The sequence below is a fragment of the Streptomyces virginiae genome, assembly GCF_041432505.1.
In the GTDB taxonomy this organism is placed as follows: domain Bacteria; phylum Actinomycetota; class Actinomycetes; order Streptomycetales; family Streptomycetaceae; genus Streptomyces; species Streptomyces virginiae_A.
The window spans coordinates 7,682,487-7,701,982 of the sequence record NZ_CP107871.1 but is presented as its reverse complement, the minus strand read 5'-3'; the positions used below and the strand labels follow the sequence as shown (position 1 = coordinate 7,701,982).

14 protein-coding genes and 4 pseudogenes are annotated in these 19,496 nt (G+C 69.4%); 8 read left to right on the top strand and 10 right to left on the bottom strand.

Translation table 11 applies throughout. The annotated features are described in order from the left end of the window. Nucleotides 1–192: 192 nt before the first annotated feature. The 3 genes and pseudogenes from OG624_RS35450 to OG624_RS35440 all read right to left on the bottom strand — a co-directional run bounded on the left by OG624_RS35450 (nt 193) and on the right by OG624_RS35440 (nt 4,124). Nucleotides 193–1,419, bottom strand: coding sequence for a PP2C family protein-serine/threonine phosphatase (locus OG624_RS35450; RefSeq protein ID WP_371640324.1), 1,227 nt, complete (start codon nt 1,417–1,419; stop codon nt 193–195). Between the two features lie 277 nt (nt 1,420–1,696). Further along, nucleotides 1,697–2,122 (bottom strand): annotated as a pseudogene (locus tag OG624_RS35445) (alpha/beta fold hydrolase); the annotation flags it as partial. 745 nt (nt 2,123–2,867) lie between these two features. Beyond that, nucleotides 2,868–4,124 carry a beta-propeller fold lactonase family protein gene (locus tag OG624_RS35440; protein WP_266448585.1) on the bottom strand — a complete coding sequence of 419 codons (1,257 nt, stop codon included), beginning with the start codon at nt 4,122–4,124 and terminating at the stop codon, nt 2,868–2,870. 297 nt (nt 4,125–4,421) lie between these two features. Here OG624_RS35440 and OG624_RS35435 point away from each other — a divergent pair. The 4 genes and pseudogenes from OG624_RS35435 to OG624_RS35420 form a co-directional block, all read left to right on the top strand. Beyond that, a pseudogene (locus OG624_RS35435) lies at nt 4,422–4,663 on the top strand (leucine zipper domain-containing protein); the annotation flags it as partial. Between the two features lie 39 nt (nt 4,664–4,702). Beyond that, nucleotides 4,703–5,414, top strand: a pseudogene (locus tag OG624_RS35430) (oleate hydratase). 3 nt (nt 5,415–5,417) lie between these two features. After that, nucleotides 5,418–5,864, top strand: a pseudogene (locus tag OG624_RS35425) (universal stress protein); the annotation flags it as partial. Between the two features lie 133 nt (nt 5,865–5,997). After that, nucleotides 5,998–6,651 (top strand): universal stress protein, encoded by a 654-nt coding sequence (locus tag OG624_RS35420; protein ID WP_371640323.1) that lies wholly within the window; start codon nt 5,998–6,000, stop codon nt 6,649–6,651. A gap of 121 nt (nt 6,652–6,772) precedes the next feature. Here the strand turns inward: OG624_RS35420 and OG624_RS35415 are convergent, their stop codons facing one another. The 3 genes from OG624_RS35415 to OG624_RS35405 form a co-directional block, all read right to left on the bottom strand. Continuing rightward, nucleotides 6,773–7,048: a hypothetical protein gene (locus OG624_RS35415; protein WP_033223260.1), complete on the bottom strand. Its 276-nt coding sequence runs from the start codon at nt 7,046–7,048 to the stop codon at nt 6,773–6,775. Further along, nucleotides 7,045–7,950 carry a universal stress protein gene (locus OG624_RS35410; protein ID WP_033223258.1) on the bottom strand — a complete coding sequence of 302 codons (906 nt, stop codon included), beginning with the start codon at nt 7,948–7,950 and terminating at the stop codon, nt 7,045–7,047. Before OG624_RS35410 ends, OG624_RS35415 begins: the two co-directional genes overlap by 4 nt. A 176-nt stretch (nt 7,951–8,126) precedes the next feature. Then, nucleotides 8,127–8,678 carry an EF-hand domain-containing protein gene (locus OG624_RS35405; protein ID WP_051763492.1) on the bottom strand — a complete coding sequence of 184 codons (552 nt, stop codon included), beginning with the start codon at nt 8,676–8,678 and terminating at the stop codon, nt 8,127–8,129. Nucleotides 8,679–9,004: 326 nt separating this feature from the next. Here OG624_RS35405 and OG624_RS35400 point away from each other — a divergent pair, with 326 nt between their 5' ends. From OG624_RS35400 to OG624_RS35385, 4 genes are all read left to right on the top strand, one after another. Then, on the top strand, nt 9,005–9,844 hold the full coding sequence (locus tag OG624_RS35400; RefSeq protein ID WP_371640322.1) for a hypothetical protein: 840 nt from the start codon (nt 9,005–9,007) through the stop codon (nt 9,842–9,844). Nucleotides 9,845–9,870: 26 nt separating this feature from the next. Then, complete coding sequence (locus OG624_RS35395) at nt 9,871–10,860, top strand: ThiF family adenylyltransferase (RefSeq protein WP_371640321.1); 990 nt, start codon at nt 9,871–9,873, stop codon at nt 10,858–10,860. A gap of 136 nt (nt 10,861–10,996) precedes the next feature. After that, nucleotides 10,997–11,260 (top strand): acyl carrier protein, encoded by a 264-nt coding sequence (locus OG624_RS35390; protein WP_371594041.1) that lies wholly within the window; start codon nt 10,997–10,999, stop codon nt 11,258–11,260. Next, nucleotides 11,257–12,261, top strand: coding sequence for a 3-oxoacyl-ACP synthase III family protein (locus OG624_RS35385; protein ID WP_051763490.1), 1,005 nt, complete (start codon nt 11,257–11,259; stop codon nt 12,259–12,261). Before OG624_RS35390 ends, OG624_RS35385 begins: the two co-directional genes overlap by 4 nt. 66 nt (nt 12,262–12,327) lie before the next feature. Here the strand turns inward: OG624_RS35385 and pflA are convergent, their stop codons facing one another. The 4 genes from pflA to OG624_RS35365 all read right to left on the bottom strand — a co-directional run bounded on the left by pflA (nt 12,328) and on the right by OG624_RS35365 (nt 19,258). Beyond that, nucleotides 12,328–13,056: a pyruvate formate-lyase-activating protein gene (gene pflA, locus OG624_RS35380; protein ID WP_033223254.1), complete on the bottom strand. Its 729-nt coding sequence runs from the start codon at nt 13,054–13,056 to the stop codon at nt 12,328–12,330. Next, entirely contained in the window at nt 13,053–15,323 is a 2,271-nt protein-coding gene (pflB, locus tag OG624_RS35375) for a formate C-acetyltransferase (RefSeq protein WP_371640320.1), read from the bottom strand. Before pflB ends, pflA begins: the two co-directional genes overlap by 4 nt. A 277-nt stretch (nt 15,324–15,600) precedes the next feature. Continuing rightward, on the bottom strand, nt 15,601–18,303 hold the full coding sequence (gene ppdK / locus OG624_RS35370; protein ID WP_033223251.1) for a pyruvate, phosphate dikinase: 2,703 nt from the start codon (nt 18,301–18,303) through the stop codon (nt 15,601–15,603). Between the two features lie 82 nt (nt 18,304–18,385). Next, nucleotides 18,386–19,258 (bottom strand): universal stress protein, encoded by an 873-nt coding sequence (locus OG624_RS35365; RefSeq protein ID WP_371640319.1) that lies wholly within the window; start codon nt 19,256–19,258, stop codon nt 18,386–18,388. Between the last annotated feature and the right edge of the window lie 238 nt (nt 19,259–19,496).

Below are 19,496 nucleotides of genomic sequence, written 5' to 3'. Positions count from 1 at the left end.
GGTATTTTCCGGCAGAGGCGGTGGGGAGATCGGCGGTGCGGGCGGCAGGTGCCGTGAAACGACAGCGGATGCGGTTGCGCTCGCCCGGCTACGGCGAGCACGGCGACTCCCCGGCCGGGGCGCTACTTCTTGCGCGGTGAGCACTGTCAGCCGCACGCCACTGAGGATGGGTGATTCGCCGCTTCGAAGCGTTCAGTCGAGAATCGCGAGGTGGTCGGCGGCGCCACCGCGCCATTCGATCATGAAGAGGGTGGCGTCGTCGCTGGTGTGTCCGCCTCGTTCGCTCTTCAGCGTGTGGGAGAGCCGGCGCAGATCTGCCCGCATCCCCTCCGACGGCTTTTCCCCGAGGCGGTCGACGCAGCGGATGAGGCGTTCCTCGCCGAACAGTTCCCCGCCGGTGACGTGTTCTTCGATGATGCCGTCGGTGTAGCAGAGCACGCGGTCGCCGGGCTGGAGTGTGTGCTCCCTGATCCGGGGCTCCTCGCCACCGAAGCCGACGGGCAGCGTCGTCGCGCTCTCCAGCTGCCGCAGGACCTTGCCGTGGCGGATCAGCAGCGGCGCGGGATGGCCCGCGTTGACCAGCTCCAACTCACCGGTGGTGATGTTCAGGTGCATCAGCTGGGCGGTGACGAAGTGGTCGGGACCGAACTGCCCGGAGATGGCGTCGTCCATGTACGTGTACTTCTCGGCCAGGCTGACGAACACGCGCCGGGCATGCCGGTAGGCGCCGATGGCCACGGTCGCCATCGCGGCGGCGTTCAGGCCGTGGCCCATCGCGTCGATCACGGCCACGTGCAGGACGTTGTCGTTGAGGGCGTAGTCGAAACTGTCACCGGCGACGCGGTAGGCGGGCTCCAGCATGCCGGCCACCGCGACCTGCGGCACGGTCATCGTCAGCGGCGGCAGCAGGCCCCACTGGATCTCCGCGGACACGCTCATCGGCTCCCGGCGCCGGGCCAGGAAGAACTGGTCGGTGTAGGCGTTCTTGGTGACCAGCAGATCGGCGACCAGGCCGGCGAGCCGGCGCAGCAGGCGCCGGTCGTCCTGGCCGACGTCGTCCAGGGTGAGGACCATCACGCCCACCGTGTCACTGCCGTCCAGCAGCGGCAGGTACATCCGGACGCCGCCGCCGGCCAGCGGCACCTCGACTGCCTCCCCGCGCAGGAAAGCCCGGCCGGCAGGGGAGTCGATCACCGGCTCGGGCTGACTGACGTGCAGCTTCCTGGCCGGCAGGGGTACGAGCAACTCCTGCGCGTAGTCCTGGAGCAGGACGGAGACTTCACGGCCTCCGACCCTGCCCACCTCCTCCGCGATCAGCGGGGCGATCAGCTGCGGCGGCAGATGCGGCGCCCGGTCCAGCAGCAGACCGAGCAGCCGCTCGCCGAAACCCTCCGACCGGTCCACCCTCTCCTCACCCATGACCCGGTGTGCCACCTTCTTTCCACCCAAGCGCCGGTCACCGCCTCAGCACACCGTGACCCGGTCAGCCGCCGGAGCGGCTCATTGCGCCATGCGCGGCATGTCGGCCCATACTGCCCGCGGGGAAAGCGCTTGCCCGGGCCCCTGCCGCCGTGGTGGATGGTCAAGCTGCTTGAACCGGGGAAGGCCACCACCTGCCGGCCGACATACCCGCAAAGGTCAAGTCGCCTATGTAAGAGGGGTGTCCGGGTCCGGCCGGGTGCTCGGCGTGTCCGGTTCAGCTCTGGAGGGTGGTGAGCCAGTCGGTCAGCAGGCGGTTGACCTCGTCGGGGCGTTCCTGCTGGATCCAGTGGCCGCAGCCTTCCAGCAGGTGGGAGGCGGACAGGGCGGGGAGGGTGGCGGGGTAGGCGTCGATGGTGTCGGCCATCCAGGTGGTGGAGGCGTCCAGGGTGCCGCCGATGAACAGGGACGGCTGCTTGATCGGGGCTCCGCGGTGGGGGGCGAGGTCCTCCCAGTCACGGTCCATGGTGCGGTAGCGGTTGAGGGCGCCGGTCAGACCGGTGCGCTCGAACTCCGCGGCGTAGACGTCGAGGTCGTGCTCGCTCAGCCAGGCGGGGAGCTTGCCGGCGGGGAATCGGTCGCGCAGCCGGCCGCCGTGGGAGACGAAGTGCGGGTCGGGTTCGCCCTGGGCGGGCATGGTGTCGTCGCAACGGCCCGACCATCCGCAGTAACCGCTCCGTGTGCCTGTCGCCAAAAGCCGCTCCCGCCGGTGGTTTCGTGCCGCCAGGTGCGCCGCACGGCCGACAGCACGTGGTCGTGCCGGCCGTGCGGTGCGGCAGCCCGCGCGGGGCCCGGTGCCGCTAAGGGGCCGCGGGGATCAAGACGGGCTGGCCCGTGACGACGAGGGTGAAAACGCGTCCGGGGGGACCAGGAGGGCCCGCAGGTCCGGCTACTCCCTGGGGTCCGGCGGGCCCGGCTGATCCCGGGGTGCCGGCCGGGCCGGGGACCCCCGGAGCGCCCTGGGCTCCCGGAGGACCGGGGGCTCCAGCCGGTCCAGCCGGTCCGGGAGGTCCGGGAGGTCCGGGGGGTCCGGGGGGTCCGGGGGGTCCGGGAGGGAACGGAGGCTCTCCGGGGTGGGACTCGCACGACTCGACCGATGGCCGCCCCTCGGCGCATTCGTCGTGCTGAGGAGGCGGATCCACCGTCAGGTACTGCGCGTCCGACGGGTCCTGCGGGGTGGCGGCGGCTGCGGGCGCCGCGAAACCGGCACCCGTGAGGGCGAGCGAGACAACGGCTCCGGCGACCCATCCGGTCCGGCGTGGCGGACAGCTCCGCCGCGTTGCTGCTGTGCTTTCAGACGGCATGCACTTACTCCTGATCATTGTCCGCTGGAAGTGGACCCGGGGCCGTGGGCAGTCGGCGGCTGCCTTCGGGTCGTCGCGAGGCCGTCATGGCGTGGCACAGACGGCATACGGGGTGAGGGTGACGTCGTCCCGCGTCCGGTTCTGCCCGTTCACCTCCCAGTCGTTGGTGCCGGGTACCGGCCTGCTGACGAGCTGATCAGGTGCGGGACCGGTGGATCCGAAGCCGCCGCCCGTCAGCACGCTGCCGGCCGGGCAGGACACCTTTGAGGTCCCCGGCACCGAGCCCAGGTCGATTCCGATGAGCGCGCCTTGGGGACTGTCGATGGTCGCGGAGACGGAGTTGGTGGCGAGGTCGATGACGGATACCCCGTGCGCGCCGTTGGGGTGGCTGACGTACAGCCGGGCTCCGGTGGGGGAAACCGCCATTTCCGCGGGATCCCCGGAGGTGGGGATCGAAGTGACGACGCTGTTCGTGGCGGCATCGATGACCGCCACCCGGGCGTTGTTCCGGTCGGCGACGTAGACGCGCTTCCCGTCCAGTGAGACCTTCACGCCGTCCAGCCCCTGGTTGACCGGAATCGGGACCACGACCGTGTTGGTGGCGGTGTCGATGACCGATACCTCGCCCGAGGTGTTCTCGGTGACGTAGACACGTGCGCCGCTCGGCGAGATGGCCACCTTTCGCGGTGCGCCCGGTCCGACGTCCACCGTCGTGATGAGCGTCATGGTGGCGGAGTCGATCACTGCCGCCACACCTGCGCCCCGGTAGGCGACGTAGAGTCGCTTCCCGTCCGGGGATACCGCCAGCCCGTTCGGGAGCGTGTCCGCCCCCGTCTCGAGGGTGCCCACGATGGCATCGGTGGCGGTGTTGATCGCCACCACGCGGTTGGCCAGTCCGTTCCCCTCCACGGTGACATAGGCGCGACTGTCGTCCGGCGAGATGGCCACGCTCTCCGGAGTGCCGTTCCCCGTGGGGATTTCGGCCACCACGGTGTTGGTGAGAGCGTCGATCGCCGACACGGCGCCCGAGTCCCGCTCCGTCACGTAGACTTTCTTGCCGTTTCGGGTAGCGGCGACCTGCAGGGGCCCGCTGAACGCTCCGGTGTCGATGCTCGTCACGAGGGCGTTCGTGGCGGTGTCGAACACCCGGACCTTGTTCTGGCCCGTGTTGGCGACGTATGCGTACGTGCCGGGTGCGGCAGGAGCCGCCAGGGCGACGGACGGCGTCAGAACGGCTGCGGCAGCGAGTATCGTGCACGATGCTTTCCGAACGCCGTGCTTCGACACGTACCCCCGGACGCTCCCCACACGCGGATTCCCGCGAACGGCGAAGTGCTGCATGGATCCTCCTCGAACGACCCGCTCAGGGAGTGTCCCTGTTCGAGCTGCGAGGAACGTTGTATGCGTAGTTATATCTGATTATCAATCACGACATGTCGCCAGTACTCCAAATATCGTAATCTGGCCTACCTTCGGGGCAAGGTCAACAGCCAGGCCTCGGGGCTGTCCATCGACCTGTACAGGGCTGACCGAACACAGCGCCGGACAAGGCCACCGGCCCAGGTCTGCCGTTTGGGGACGTTGGTGACACGCGTGCCGGGTTCTTGAAACGGGTGAGGGCCTCCGGGTTCGGTGTGGATTGCGACGGCTGCACCGGGGCCAGGAGGCCCTCGTGTCCACCGTAATGCCCCGCTGACCGAGACCGGACGTCTTCGCCTGGCCCGCTGTGTCGTGACGACGGCTGGCCGCTGCGGCGGGCTGCCGAGCGTTTCCAGGTCAGCCACACCACCGCCGCCCGCTGGGCCGGCCGCTACCTACAACTGGGCGTCGCCGGAATGAGTGACCGGACCAGCCGCCCTCACCACCAGCCCCGCAGGACCGCGGCCGCCCGCTACGGAGGCGACGACACCGTCCCCGAGCTGGTCCGCGACAAGCGCGACGGGGCCTGGAACCTGTGGGAGACGCTGGCCCGCAAGGCCCCGGACTTCGGTCGGCCCGGGGCCTTCAACGGCAACGTCGACGAGGCCAAGTGGGAGTCGTTCACCCTGACGATGCGCAGCCCGGCACTGCTCAAGCGGATTGAGGAGTTCTCGCAATGCCCCCGGCACCGGGGCGCTGATGACGTTCAAGGACTCCCGGTGGTTGATGTCGGTGGTCGTGCCCCACCAGCCGCACTTCGCCGGCCGGCCCGAGGACGTCTTCACCCTTTGGGGGTACGGGCTGTTCGTGGACGAACCGGGCGAGTTGACCGGCAAGAAGATGTCGGAGGCCACGGGACAGGAGATCCTCGTCGAACTGCTCGGGCACCTCGGCTTCGACGACATCGCCGACGAGGTGTGCGCCACCACTGCCGTCACGACCGTGATGATGCCTTACATCACCAGCCAGTTCGAGCGCCGTGACATCCACGACCGGCCACTGGTGGTCCCCTCCGGGTCGACAAACTTCGCCTTCCTCGGCCAGTTCACCGAGATCCCCGAAGACGTCGTCTTCACCGTCGAGTACTCCGTCCGTGGGGCGATGCACGCGGTGTACGAACTACTGGGCGTCGACAAGGAGGTTCCGGCCGTCTACCACGCGCTGTCCGACCCGTTGACGGCGCCGCGGGCCCTCAAGGCCGTCTTCGCCTGAGCTGTGGCTCGCCTCTCCCAACAGCACGGCTCGCCGTTTCAGACCGGAGGCCCTTCCGTGTTCCACCCCGTGCCAACCCCGCCACCCGATCTCGGGGTCCGCCGGTCCCGGGCGATCAGCGTCGGTCTCGACGGATCTCGCGAAAGCCTGGCCTCCGTCGCCTGGGCCGCGGACGAAGCGCGCCGACGCGGTCTCGCCCTTCGCCTCCTGCATGTGTGGGGCCTGGGACCGGACGTCCATTCACCGCTCATCGGCTCTCGCCCCCGGCAGGAGCCGTACGACGCGGACCCGCGCTCCACGGCCGAGCGGATACGGCGCACGCATCCGGGCCTGGACGTGGTCGCGCAGGAGCTGTGCGGCGAGCCGGGCACCGTTCTGTGCGGGGCCGCCGAGGAGTCCGAGCTGTTGGTGCTCGGTTCCCGCGGTCTGGGTGGGGTCGCCGGGTTCGTGTCCGGTTCGGTGGCCCTGTCCGTGGTCGCCCGTACCCGGCATCCTGTCGTCCTGGTTCCGGGCCGCGCTCCGAGCCCGAAGGGCGGCATCGTCCTCGGCCTGGACCTCTCGCACCCCGATCACCACGGAGCAGGTGGACGGGCGGCCGCTGACCGTCCTGGTCGCTGCCGCGCAGGAGGCCGAGGTACTGGTACTCGGCTCGCGCGGACTGGGTGCGATGACAGGATTCCTCGTCGGATCCGTCTCCCAGGCCGTGCTCGCCCACGCCAAGCGCCCGGTCGTGGTCGTGCGGCCGGGCGCCTGGCTGGACGCCCACTGCCTGCCCGCATCTGATGGTGACGCACCACGGAAGCACAACGACCGGCCTGTCGTGCTCGGGCTGGACCTCTCCCACCCGTCTACCGAGCTCCTCGACCACGCCTTCGACGCGGCGGCCGTACGCCGGGCCCCACTGCGTGTGATCCACCGCTGGAGCATGCCGCCCGCCTTCGCGTTCGACCCGGCGCTGCTCGCGCCCGAGGTACGGGACGGCATGGCGACCTCCACGGCGACGGCGCTCGCCGACGAACTGCGGCCCTGGCTCGACAAGTACCCCGAAGTCCGTGTCGAAGTGGACTGCTCGGTGGGGCAACCCGCCAACCAGCTCGTCGAAGCCTCGGCAGACGCCTCACTGGTCGTCGTCGGCCGGCGGATACGCCGCTCCGCCATCGGCACCCATCTCGGCCCGGTCGTCCACGCTGTCCTCCACCACGCCACAGCCCCGGTCGCGGTCGTACCCCACGCTTGAAGCGATCACGTGTGCCGGGTTGCCCTGACCGTCCGTGGCTGACCACAGACCTGGGAGCAACCCATGCGCGCCGAGCCCGGCCGGGTGATGTCCACCGGCCGGGCTAGGCGTCTGCCTGGCGCTACTGCGTTCCGCCTGTGTCTCGTTCTTCACGGCGGACGTCTTCCTCGCCCCACCGTTCCGCCTCTGGGGGGCACTGGCCGGTAGTGGCACTTCGGCTCTCGGTGGCAGGGGGCAGATCTTGTTGAGGGGCTGTGGTGAGGACAAGGCGAAGCCCCAGCCCGCGCTTCTCGGCCTCGGCTGCCGCCCGAGCCAGGCTCGCGTACCAGTTCTCCGCCGGGTCGATGCGGACGAGAATCTCGCCGGCTTCGGTGGTGGCCATCTCAGTGATCGTCATGACGCCTCGCTCCTGGGCTCGTCGGCATGCCGCGGGATCAGTTCGACGGGGCAGTACGCATGGTGCAGCAGGCTGTGCGTCACGCGCCCCAGGGTGCGCCCGAGGTAGCCGGGCGAACGGCGCCCACCCATGACCAGCAGATCGGCGTGGCGGGAGGCCTCCACCAGCACCCCGGCGACGGACACACTCCTCTCCGCGTCCGCCTGGACCGTCAGCGAGGGGCACTCGGCCCGGATCTGCTCGGCTACGACCTTCAAGCTCTGCCCACGGTGGCAGGCGACCCCGTTCTGGCCATCGGCTGCTCCCGCCGCGGAGACGACGGACTGCAGGACGCCCTGTACGTACAGCAGCCGCAGCGAGGCCTTGCGCAGCTCGGCTTCACGCGCGGCGTGACGGACGCAATCGAGATCGCGCTCGTCGCGCACGGCGGCCAGCACGACACCGTTCACGGCCTCGTCCTCGCTCCCCCGCACGACGATCACGGGGGTACGAGCGTCCGCAGCGACCTTGAGGCCGACCGAGCCCAGGGTCAAGGAGCTGAATCCGCCCGGTCCCCGGTTGCCGACGACGAGGGTCCCGCGGTCGCTCGCGGCCCGGCGCAGGCTCATCGCAGGCCCGCTACGGCTGAACTCCGTCGTGACCGAGAGCGCGGGATGCCGGGCCTGCACGGCCTCGGCCGTAACGTCCAGCAGTTCACGCCCTGCGACGCGGACCCGTTCCATGTCGTCATCCGAAAGCTCGAGGACCCGGCCGTCGACGTCGGACCCGTACACGATGTGCAGAGGGCGACGGCGCCGCGCAGCCTCGTCCGAAGCCCAGAGCGCCGCCCACCGGGCAGGCTCGGACCCATCGACACCGACGATGACCGATCCGAGGTCCGGACTTCTGCTGTTGTTCTCCATAGCTCCTCCTCGCCGACCGCTATTGGGGGCAGCTCCACGCTGGCACCCCAGCGCCGGACAGAAGAGGGGCCCTAGGTACCTCATCGGGGCCGAAGGTCCCCGCCCAGGTTTCTCGGTCAGGCCGTTTGGAGGCGGTCTCGGTTGTTCAGGATCGCGGGTGGGGGTTCGGCAGCCGTTCAGAACGGTCCGTAGAGCCAGTTGCCCGGGGCGTTCGGGTCGTCGCTGGTGAAGAACTCCACGACGGCAGCGTCGATTTCGGCCGGATCCAGTGTCCCGTTCCCGTCACGATCCAGGCGGTGGAACGCCTCCTTCATCTGCTGCGCGGGCACCCCGCCGATCGCCTGACTGAGCAGCAGGTACTCGTCCAGCCCGATCAGTCCGTCGTCGTCAACGTCAGTGAGAGCGAGCCAAGCCGAAGCCCCCGCGTGCAGGGTCTCCAGCAGGGTGACAGGACTGGCGGCGACCGAGCGTCGGATCCCCCGCTCGAAGGCCTCGGGGTCGAGGCGGCCGCCCCCGAGATCGACGTGTGCCAGGTGGTCTTCCCACAGCCGGTGCAGGACGTCACGGAGCGTGTGGATCCGGTCCGGCCGGCCCGGGAACACCTCGGCCATCCGGTCCGCGACAGCGGTCAGGTCATCCGCCCCGAGAAGGCCGTCTCGATCGGCGTCGAGCAGCGCGAACATGTAGTGCATCTTGCGGGTCAGTACCGGGGTGGCGGTGTCGGGCATGAGAGCTCCTCCGGGTAGCGGTGCACGTCAATGCGGTCGCGGCCCATCCTTGGCGGGACCGATCGCCGGAAGCCTCGGCGGTCACCCGTCCGGACGTGGAGAACAGGCGTCCAAAAGCCACCCGTTCGATGACGACTCGGGCCGCGCCGCGACCTGGGCCCGCCCGGCGCCAACTTCGGGCCGTTACCGACCGTCACGGCGATGGAGGCGCAACCGATCAACGGCGCACTCGTTGTGATCTCGGGTGCGCAGGGCGTGCGCCCCCGGAGCACAGTTGAGCATCTAGCGCTAGCCGAAGTGGGTTACCGGTTGTGAAGAGCATTCCCATGACTACAGGCGTTCCGTGGCATGTATCCGCGTTCCGCGTCGAAACCGGCGAGTCGGGCGAAGCGGAGCTGGTCGGGTGGATCCGCGAGCTGAGGGCGAGGATTCTGTTCGACCGTGGCCGCCGGCCCGACTTCCAAACTCCGGACGGCGGCTACGCCGACGATCAGGATCTGGACTTCGGCGCCTGGCACTTCGTCGGGAGGCGCGAGGCGGGAGGGCCACCGTTGGGATACGTGCGGCTTTCGACGCCGGAGACGGGCGGTCTTTTTCAGACCCGGGCTCATTTGGGTGCCGAGCGCTATGAGGATGTGCTCCGGGAGCACGGCCTCGGCGTTGCGGAAACGTTTGAGCACAGCCGTCTGGTAGTGGAGCACCAAGCGCGCAAGCTGGGTCTGGGGATCTACTTGAACGCCTTCGCCATGGGTGCCGCGCGTTTCCTGGGAGCCAAGGCGATGATCGGTACCTCGGGCACCGCAGATGGCCAGGACCGTTTCCACGAGCGATTCGGCTTCCGTCCGGTCCCAGGAACGCGCCGCTACGTCGGGCACTACACCGAAGACGTGGTGATCATGCTGTACCGCCCCGGGTTCTCGGCAGGCGAGTTCACCGGGCTCGTCGAGCAGTTGGAGGAAGCGTTTCCCTCCTCGGTTGTCCCGGCACAACATGCCGGGCTGGGCGTTGCATCGCAGGTCGGGCACACGCCGCAGGACCAGTTGCGCCTACCCTCCACCCCCCTCATGGCAGCAGCCGAGACGGTCACGGGCATACCAGCGCGAGCTGGCAGCCTGTGCTCTTCACCCTGGATCGCGAGCAGGACCGGATTGGCCTGCAAAGCCTGATCGATTCGGGGCAGGTCCGCGAGGTGATGGACACGATCACGGATCAGCTGACCGAGCTGGTCACCAGCCGTGAGCCGCGTCTGCGTTCCTCACCGGACGCGGCGGAGCGGGCCGTGGCGGAACAGCTGGCGGGCACCAGTCCGCAGGAGTACGGGACCTGGGTCTGGTACCCGTGGTCGGGACGCCTGGTGCACCTGTTGCCCCGCGAGGAGTTCCGCCTCGTGCGCACCGACCGCAACCGCGGACGGATCGACCGCGCCCAGCAGCGCCGGCTGCTGGGACGCCGCGTGGGCGTCATCGGCCTTTCTGTCGGAAGCAGCGCCGCCCTGACCTTCGCGATGGAGGGCATCGGCGGATCGTTCAAGCTGGCCGACTTCGACTCCCTCAGCGTCTCGAACCTCAACCGGTTGCGTGCGGGTGTCCACCATCTTGGTCTGAACAAGTGCGTGCTCGCAGCCCGGCAGATGTCGGAGATCGACCCCTGGCTGGACATCGAGCTATACCAGGGTGGTCTGACCGATGCCACCATGGAGGAGTTCTTCACCGGCGGCGCGGGCCCCATCGACCTTCTCGTCGAAGAGTGCGATACCCCCTACGTGAAGATCGCCGCCCGCGAGCACGCCCGGGCGCTGGGTATCCCGGTCGTCATGGACGCAAACGATCGGGGCTTGCTGGACGTGGAACGGTTCGACCTCGAACCCGACCGGCCCCTGCTGCACGGCCTTCTCGGCGAGACGACCTCCAGCGACCTGAGGGACCTCACCCACGAGGAAATGGTCGACGTCATCCTCACCATGGTCGACCGGGAGCGCATCAGCCCGGAGCTGTCAGCTTCCGTCTCCCAGATCGGCATCACCCTCAGCAGCTGGCCGCAACTCGCCTCGGGGGTCGCCCTGGGCGGCGCCCTCACCGCCGACGCCGCGCGCCGCATCCTGCTGGGCCAGCCCCGCCCGTCGGGACGCTTCTACACCGACCTGGAGATCCTCACCGCGGGCGACCGGAGCACCGTCGCATGACACGCGCCCCGAGGGTCACTGTAATCGCGCACGCCGAGCGATGACACCCTGCCGGCACACGCTGCCGCGCCCGGCGCCCGACCAGCGCCACCATCGATAGTCCTTTCCTCGCAGTCCACCGAGATGGAAATCCAAGATGCCCACAGCTGCTGACGTTCTGTACCGGGTCACGGCCATTATCGCCGCCATCGCCGATTGCCCGGTCGATGAAATTTCCCCGGAATCCCGGCTTGTCGAAGATCTCGACCTCGACTCGCTTCAGGTAGTGGAGATCGCAGTCCGAGCCGAGGAGGAATTCGGCAGGCCCATCGACGACTCACTGCTGGCCGAGCAGGGTGTGACCGTGTCCCACTGTGCGCACGTGGTGCAGGAGGCGCACGCCAAGGAGGTCCGGACGTGAGCGGCCAGGCGCCGTCTATCGCGTTCGGAATCCAGGGGCTGGGTGTGCACATCCCGGAGCGCCGAGTCAGCAATGCGGACATCGCCGACCAGTACGGGGTGGACCCGGAGTGGATCGAGCGCATGACCGGTGTCCGGCAGCGGCAGTATGCGGAGCCCGGCCAGGCCACGTCCGACCTCGCAGTCTCCGCTGCCGAACACGCCCTCGCCGATGCTCACCTGTCACCCCGGGACATCGATGTCATCCTGGTGGCAACGAGCACACCGGATCAGCTCGCGGTCGCCACAGCCTGTCGGGTACAGCACCGTCTCGGCGCAGACCGGGCCTGGGCCACCGATGTCGGCGGAGCATGCGCGGGGTTCCTCTACGCCTTGAAGACGGCGCACGACATCCTCGCCGCATCCCACCCCGATGGACGCGCGCTGGTCGTCGGAGCGGAGACGTTCTCCAAGTTCCAGAATCCCGCCGACCGGTCCACGGGCGTACTGTTCGCAGACGGTGCCGGAGCAGTGGTGGTAGGCCCTTCAGGCCCAGGGAAGGGGATCCTGTGCAGCACACAGGGGACTGATGGTGCACTGGCCGACATCGTGGGGATCCGTGCCGGCGGCAGCGCACGGCCGACAACCGGACACACCGTGGCTGAAGGCGGGCACTACCTTCACATGAACGGGAAGAAGGTCGCGGCCTACTTCCACGATGTCTTCCCGAGGATCGTCGAAGAACTCATCCAGCTGTCCGGTCTGCCCCTGAACAAGATCGACCTCGTCATTCCGCATCAGGCAAATCCCCGTATGCTGCGTGCCCTGAGTCTTGAACTGGGCATCTCCGCCTCACAACTCGTCGTCACCGCCGATACGTTCGGCAACACCGGCGCGGCCTCGATCCCCATGGCACTCCACGTGGCACGGGAGCAAGGCCGCCTCCACCCGGAGAGCACCGTTCTGCACGCCGCTGTCGGCGCCGGAATGAGCTGGGCCGGAACCTTGCAACGCTGGTTGTGATACGTCCCAAGGCGGAACAGCCGCGGACAGGCCGACACCGTCTTGCGTGACGCGCATTGGGCTGGTTCACCGTGCCCGCAAGCCGTGTGACCTGAACTGGTCGCGAACGCGCTCGACCAGTGCGGCGTCCGGAACGGGATTGTCGCGGAGCGAGAAGGGGATGCCGAGCGAGTCGTACTTGTGGGTACCGAGTTCATGGAAAGGCAGGACGTCGACGCGGTCGACGTTGTCCAGTTCCGCGAGGAAGCGGCCCAGCCCATCGATGGCAGCCGGATCGTCGGTCCAGCCGGGGACCAGGACGTAGCGGATCCAGGTCCGGACGCCGAGGCTGTTCAGCCGGGCGGCGAAGCTGAGGGTGGGTGTGAGGTTGCCGCCGGTCAGGCGCCGGTAGACGCCGGCGTCGAAGGACTTGATGTCGAGCAGGACCAGGTCGGTATCGGCCAGGAGCGCGTCGTCGGCGCGAGTGCCGAGGGCGCCGGAGGTGTCCAGTGCGGTGTGCAGGCCGAGCTCCTTGCAGCGTCGGAACACTTCGGCGGTGAAGGCGGACTGGAGCAGAGGCTCGCCTCCGGTCAGCGTCACGCCTCCACCGGCCAGGGTGGTGAACTGCCGGTACCGCTCAATGCGCCCCACCACTTCGTCCACGGTGACCGGCTGCCCGTCGCGCATGTGCCAGGTGTCGGGGTTGGCGCAGTACAGGCAGCGCAGCTGACAGCCACTGAGGAAGAGAACGAAACGGGTGCCGGGCCCGTCCACGCCGGTGGACAGGTCCCAGGAGTGGATGCGGCCCGTGGTCATCGCGCACCGTGGAACGTGCGGTTGATGACGTCGAGTTGCTGTTCGCGCGTGAGGCGGACGAAGTTGACGGCGTAGCCGGAGACGCGGATGGTCAGGTCGGGGTAGTTGTCCGGGTGTTCCATGGCGTCCTCGAGGGTGGCTCGGTCGAGGACGTTGACGTTCATGTGGAAACCGCCTGCGGCGGTGTAGGCGTCGAGGATCCCGACGAGGTGTTCCGCACGTTCGGCCGGATAGTGCCCCAGGCCCTCCGGTGTGATGGTGGACGTCAGGGAGATGCCGTCGCGGGCCTGGTCATACGGGATCTTCGCGACCGACAGTGCCGATGCCGCCATCCCGTGTCGGTCACGTCCGTTCATCGGGTTTGCGCCCGGGGCGAACGGTGTACCCGCACGGCGGCCGTCGGGGGTGTTGCCGGTGTGCTTGCCGTAGACGACGTTGGAGGTGATGGTGAGCACCGACTGCGTGTGCTCGGCACCCCGGTAGGCCGGGTGGCGGCGCACCTTGGCCATGAAGGAGCGGACCAGGTCGACCGCGATGCGGTCGACGCGGTCGTCGTCGTTGCCGTAGGTCGGGTAGTCGCCTGCGACGTGGTAGTCGACGGCGAGCCCGGTGGCATCCCGAATGACTCTGACACGGGCGTGCTTGATGGCCGAGAGGCTGTCGGCCGCCACGGACAGCCCAGCGATGCCACAGGCCATCGTCCGATGCACCGGGTGGTCGTGCAGGGCCATCTCGATGCGCTCGTAGGCGTACTTGTCGTGCATGTAGTGGATCACGTTGAGCGCGTTGACGTAGGTCGCGGCGAGCCAGTCCAGCGTGCGGTCGTACGCGTCGGCCACATCGGCGTAGTCGAGCTGCTCGCCGGTCAGCGGGGCCGTCGCCGGGGCGACCTGCTCGCCGTTCATCTCGTCGCGGCCGCCGTTGATGGCGTACAGCAGCGCCTTGGCCAGGTTCACACGGGCACCGAAGAATTGCATCTGCTTGCCCACCGCCATCGCGGAGACGCAGCAGGCGATCGCGGTGTCGTCGCCGGTGCGGGGGCGAAGGAGGTCGTCGGACTCGTACTGGATGGAGCTGGTGTCGATGGATGTCTGGGCGCAGAACTGCTTGAAGCCCGCCGGCAGTCGGGGGGACCACAGCACGGTCAGGTTGGGCTCGGGGGCGGGGCCGAGGTTGTACAGGGTCTGGAGAAGGCGGAAGGACGTGCGGGTGACCAGGGAGCGGCCGTCCTCTCCGATGCCGCCGATGGACTCGGTGACCCAGGTGGGATCGCCGGAGAACAGCGCGTCGTACTCCGGTGTGCGCAGGAACCGCACGATCCGCAGCTTGATCACGAAGTCGTCGATGAGTTCCTGGGCGCGGCTCTCGTCGATCTTTCCTTCGTCGAGGTCACGCTGAAGGTAGACGTCCAGGAAGGTGGAGGTGCGGCCCAGTGACATCGCCGCGCCGTTCTGCTCCTTCACGGCGGCGAGGAAGCCGAGGTAGAGCCATTGGATGGCCTCGTGCGCGGTGGCTGCGGGACGGGACACGTCGCAGCTGTAGGAGGCGGCCATCCGTTCCAGCTCGCCCAGTGCCCTGATCTGCTCGGCCAGTTCCTCGCGGTCGCGAATCACGTCGGCCGTGGACGGTGTCTCGTCCAGCCGGGTCCGCTCGGCTCGCTTGGCCTCGATCAGCCGGGCGGTTCCGTACAGTGCGACGCGGCGGTAGTCGCCGATGATGCGGCCTCGCCCGTAGGCGTCTGGCAGGCCGGTAATGATGCCGGCCCTGCGGGCGCCCAGCATTTCGGGGGTGTAGGCGTCGAAGACACCGTCGTTGTGGGTCTTGCGGTACGTGCCGAAGACCTTGGTGACGAACGGATCCGGTTCGAAGCCGTACGCGCGCAGCGCGTTCTCCACCATCCGCAGCCCGCCGTTGGGCATGATCGCCCGCTTCAGCGGAGCATCGGTCTGCAATCCGACGATCAGTTCCAGGTCGCGGTCGATGTAGCCGGGCGCGTGGGAGGTGATGGTGGACGGCATGGCGGTGTCCACGTCGAGCACACCCTTGCGGCGCTCCTCCGGGAAGAGCGCGGTGACGGTCTTCCACACGGTGCGGGTGCGCTCCGTGGGACCGGCGAGGAATGCGGCATCGCCCTCGTAGGGCGTGTAGTTGGCCTGGATGAAGGAACGGACATCGATGTGTCGCTGCCACTCCTCGCCGCTGAAACCACGCCACGACCGGGTGACGAGGGGGCTGGGGTCGGCAGAGTGCTGGACGGTCACGGTCATGTCGTCATCTCCTGGGCCGGGACGGAGGCGAGGTGGGCGATCGCCACTTCTCACTGCTGATGGTTCCCGTCGGCTGTGTCACCGGCCAGGGTCGAAGAGGCAAGGCGGAGCCCGCTGACCGGCCCCGGTGAGCGGGGCGGAGAGGGCCTGTGGTCCCGTCGAGGCGAGGGACCATGGGCCTTCCCGCAGAGCGTCACGAGCCCTACCCGGCAGCCGCGGCGGGTGCGGGTCCATGACGACGCGGCTCTCCGCGCCCCCGGGCAGCACGGTGCGGGGGCTATGCGCTCGCGTCGGTGCCGTTCGCTTCCAGGGCTGCCCTGCCGGCCTCAAGGCGGGCGACCGGGACACGGAAGGGCGAGCAGGAGACGTAGTCCAGCCCGGCCCCGTGGAAGAAGTGGACCGAAGCGGGGTCCCCTCCGTGCTCCCCGCACACGCCGATCTTCAGGTCCGGGCGAGCTGCCCTGCCCTCCTCGACCGCGATCCGCACCAGCCGGCCGACGCCTTCACGGTCGATCGTCTCGAACGGGGAGACGTGGAAGACGCCCTTGTCGAGGTACGCGGAGAAGAACGCGGCTTCGACGTCGTCGCGGGAGAAGCCCCAGGTGGTCTGTGTCAGGTCGTTCGTGCCGAAGGAGAAGAACGCCGCCTCCTTCGCGATCCGGCCGGCGGTGAGAGCCGCCCTGGGCAGTTCGATCATGGTTCCGACCGGGCAGGTGACGTCGACGCCGGTCTCCAGCGAAACCTCTGCCAGGACCCGGTCCACTTCCTCCCGTACGAGGTGGAGCTCCTCGACCGCGTCCACCAGCGGGACCATGATCTCCGCCCGAGGGTCGCCGCCCGCATGCCTGCGCGCCACGACGGCCTCGGCCAGGGCCCGTACCTGCATGGCCACCAGCCCCGGCACCACCAGCCCCAGGCGCACACCACGCAGGCCGAGCATCGGGTTCTCCTCGTGCATGCGCGTGACGGCCGCCAGGAGTTCGCTGTCGTGCGGATCGGCCGGTGTGCCGAGCGCTTCGCCGCGTGCGAGACGGACGGCGAGTTCCGTGCGGTCCGGCAGGAACTCATGAAGTGGCGGGTCGAGCAACCGGACGGTGACCGGCAGGCCGTCCATCGCTTCGAGGATGCCGATGAAGTCCTGCCTCTGGAGCGGCAGCAGCGCCGCGAGTGCCGCCTCTCGTTCAGTGTCGCCGTGCGCGAGGATCATCGCCTCGACCAGGGGGCGCCGGTCGCCGAGGAACATGTGCTCGGTACGGCACAGGCCGATCCCCTGGGCACCGAAACGACGGGCGCGGGCCGCGTCCTCGGGGGTGTCCGCGTTCGCCCGGACCTCCAAGCCCCGCACGGCGTCCGCCTGCCGCATGAGCCGGTGCACATCCCGCACCGGCTGCCGGGCCGTGCCGTCGGCCGGCAGCACGCCGCCCTCCTCGAAGTACCGCATGACGTCGGAGTCGACCAGGGGTACGGAGCCGAGGCGCACCACGCCTTCCGACCCGTCGACGGAGACGACCGTGCCTTCGGCGACCGTCACGCCACCGGCGCTGAAGCGCCGCTGCCGGGTGTCCACGACGATGCCCTCCGCCCCGCACACGCACACCTTGCCCATGCCGCGCGCGACGACCGCGGCGTGGCTGGTCTTCCCGCCCCGGCTGGTGAGCACCGCCTGGGCGGCGACCATGCCCGGCAGGTCGTCGGGCGTCGTCTCCTGACGTACGAGAACGACCTTCTCGCCGGCGGCCGCCCTGCGGACCGCTTCCGCGGAGTCGAACACGACGGCGCCCACGGCCGCTCCCGGTGAGGCGGGCACGCCCCGCGCGATGACCTCGCTCGAGTCCGTGGTGGCGAAGCGGGGGAACATCAGCCGTGCGAGCGCCTCGCCGCCGACCCGGCCCAGCGCCTCCCGCTCGCTGATCAGTCCTTCGTCGGCGAGCTGGGAGGCGATGGCGAAGGCGGCCTGGGCCGTGCGCTTGCCGACGCGGGTCTGGAGCATCCACAGTGTGCCGCGCTCGATGGTGAACTCGATGTCGCACAGATCGCGGTAGTGGGCCTCCAGCCGGTCCATGTAGCCGCGCAGCCGCGCGAACGACGCAGGGTCGAGACCGGCCAAGTCCTGGAGGGGCACGGTGTTGCGGATGCCGGCGACGACGTCTTCCCCTTGGGCGTTGGGCAGGTAGTCGCCGTAGACGCCCGGTCGGCCGGTCGCCGGATCCCGGGTGAAGGCGACGCCGCTGCCTGAGTCCGGACCGAGATTGCCGAAGACCATGGTCTGGATGTTGACCGCGGTGCCCAGATCGTCCGGAATGTGCTCGCGCCGGCGGTACAGGCGTGCGCGGTCGCCGTTCCAAGAGGTGAAGACGGCGAGTACCGCCCGCCGGAGTTGCTCGGCCGGATCCTGCGGGAATTCCTCCCCGGTCCGCTCGTGGATCAGGTCCTTGAAGGTCTCGACGATCCGGATGAGGTCGCAGGTGTCCAACTGCGTGTCGTCGCCCCGGCTGTGTTGCTGCTTGACGGCGGCGAGCGCCGCCTCGAAGTGGGCGCCGTCGACGCCCATGACCGTACTACCGAACATCTGCACGAGGCGCCGGTAGGAGTCCCAGGCGAAGCGCTCACGCTCGGGGGTCTTGGCCAGGCCCAGGACCGAGAGATCGTTCAGCCCGATGTCGAGGATGGTCTCCATCATGCCCGGCATCGAGAACCTCGCCCCCGAGCGGACGGAGAGCAGGAGCGGGTCGTCCACCTGGCCGAGCCGCTTCCCGGCGGCTCGTTCCAGCGCCGCGAGATGCTCGCCGATCTGCCGGTCGAGGCCGTCCGGAGCCTGCCCCGTGGCGAGGAAGATCCGGCAGGCTTCGGTGGTGACGGTGAAGCCGGGCGGCACGGGCAGGCCCATGCGCGCCATCTCCGCGAGGTTCGCTCCCTTGCCTCCCAGAAGACCGGCCATGTCCCGGCCGCCCTCGGAGAAGTCGTACACATAGGTGGTCATGGCTGCTCGCCTGTCTCTTCGGTGGATGTCGGGTCCCGGGAAGCGGGGCGGCATGCCGTACGGTAGCGGCCGGTTCGGTCGGTCAGTCGTGCGGCACGACCGTGACGGGAGCCAGGGAGTGGTGGATGACGGCATGGGTGACGGCCCCGATGTGCGTGCCGATCCGCGCACGCCGGTTCCGGCGACCCACCACGACCAGCCGGGCCCCTCGCGAGGCTTCCGCGAGGTCCTGCGCCGGCCGGCCCTGGCGGCATTCACGGACGACGGACACACCGGGGTACTTCTCCGTCCACGGGGCCAGCGCCTCGTCGAGCGCCCGGCGCGCGTCCTGCGCGACTTCCGCCCACATCAGTTGCAGGGCGGCGCCCATGTCGGCTCCGTAGAGCGACGGAACGGCCCAGGTGTGCAGTACCCGCAGACCGCAGCCGTACCGGTCGGCCGCCGCGAAGCCGAAGGCGAGCACCTCGTCGCCGGGTGCGGACACGTCCAGGCCGACCACGACCTCTCCGGCCGGCCCGTCCTCCCCCGCAGCCGGGCCGTTGTGCGGGCGGACCAGGACGACCGGGCGCCCGGTGCGGGCGAGCACGGCCAGCGACACGGACCCGGCAAGGAAGCCGGCCAACCCGCCCAGGCCACGGGAGCCGAGCACCAACAGTTCCGCCTCGTCCGCGGCTGCACACAGCTCCTCCACCGGGTCACCGCAGACCCATTGCGTCTCGGTCCGCAGACCCGGGTGGCGTCGGCGCAGTCGCCTCACCGCCGTACCGAGCGCCCGCTCACCCCACCCCTTGGCGGTCGCCGGGTCCACCAGGCGCGTGCGCCGGCCGTCGTCCTTGCTCCAGACCTGGAAAAGCCGCAGCGGCACAACGCGGCACACTGCCTCCCTGGCAGCCCAGTCCACGGCGGCGAGGCTTTCACGGGATCCGTCGAAGCCGACGGTGACGGTGCGGGACATGAACGGCTCCTCGGGAGAACGGGGAAGGGCCTTGCATCTCCACAGTGGCCTGCCCACGACCCACCCGCCGAGGGGCCACAGGTCCCTGCTGCGGGTCCTGTAGGCCCCACACGACCGCACACCGCCGGGCGGTCGGTCGCCCATGCAGTTCTGGCACCACGCCCGCTGCCCCGTAGCTGTCGTGCCGCACGCCTGACGGCCCCGCCCCGCTTCGGGGCCGGCCCCGGCCGGCCTCTCC

Coding starts and splice junctions, on each gene's coding strand:
- OG624_RS35450 (WP_371640324.1), bottom strand. CDS start 1,419: ATGGGTGAGGAGAGGGTGGACCGGTCGGAGGGTTTCGGCGAGCGGCTG.
- OG624_RS35440 (WP_266448585.1), bottom strand. CDS start 4,124: ATGCAGCACTTCGCCGTTCGCGGGAATCCGCGTGTGGGGAGCGTCCGG.
- OG624_RS35415 (WP_033223260.1), bottom strand. CDS start 7,048: ATGACGATCACTGAGATGGCCACCACCGAAGCCGGCGAGATTCTCGTC.
- OG624_RS35410 (WP_033223258.1), bottom strand. CDS start 7,950: ATGGAGAACAACAGCAGAAGTCCGGACCTCGGATCGGTCATCGTCGGT.
- OG624_RS35405 (WP_051763492.1), bottom strand. CDS start 8,678: ATGCCCGACACCGCCACCCCGGTACTGACCCGCAAGATGCACTACATG.
- OG624_RS35400 (WP_371640322.1), top strand. CDS start 9,005: ATGACTACAGGCGTTCCGTGGCATGTATCCGCGTTCCGCGTCGAAACC.
- OG624_RS35395 (WP_371640321.1), top strand. CDS start 9,871: ATGGACACGATCACGGATCAGCTGACCGAGCTGGTCACCAGCCGTGAG.
- OG624_RS35390 (WP_371594041.1), top strand. CDS start 10,997: ATGCCCACAGCTGCTGACGTTCTGTACCGGGTCACGGCCATTATCGCC.
- pflA (WP_033223254.1), bottom strand. CDS start 13,056: ATGACCACGGGCCGCATCCACTCCTGGGACCTGTCCACCGGCGTGGAC.
- pflB (WP_371640320.1), bottom strand. CDS start 15,323: ATGACCGTGACCGTCCAGCACTCTGCCGACCCCAGCCCCCTCGTCACC.
- ppdK (WP_033223251.1), bottom strand. CDS start 18,303: ATGACCACCTATGTGTACGACTTCTCCGAGGGCGGCCGGGACATGGCC.
- OG624_RS35365 (WP_371640319.1), bottom strand. CDS start 19,258: ATGTCCCGCACCGTCACCGTCGGCTTCGACGGATCCCGTGAAAGCCTC.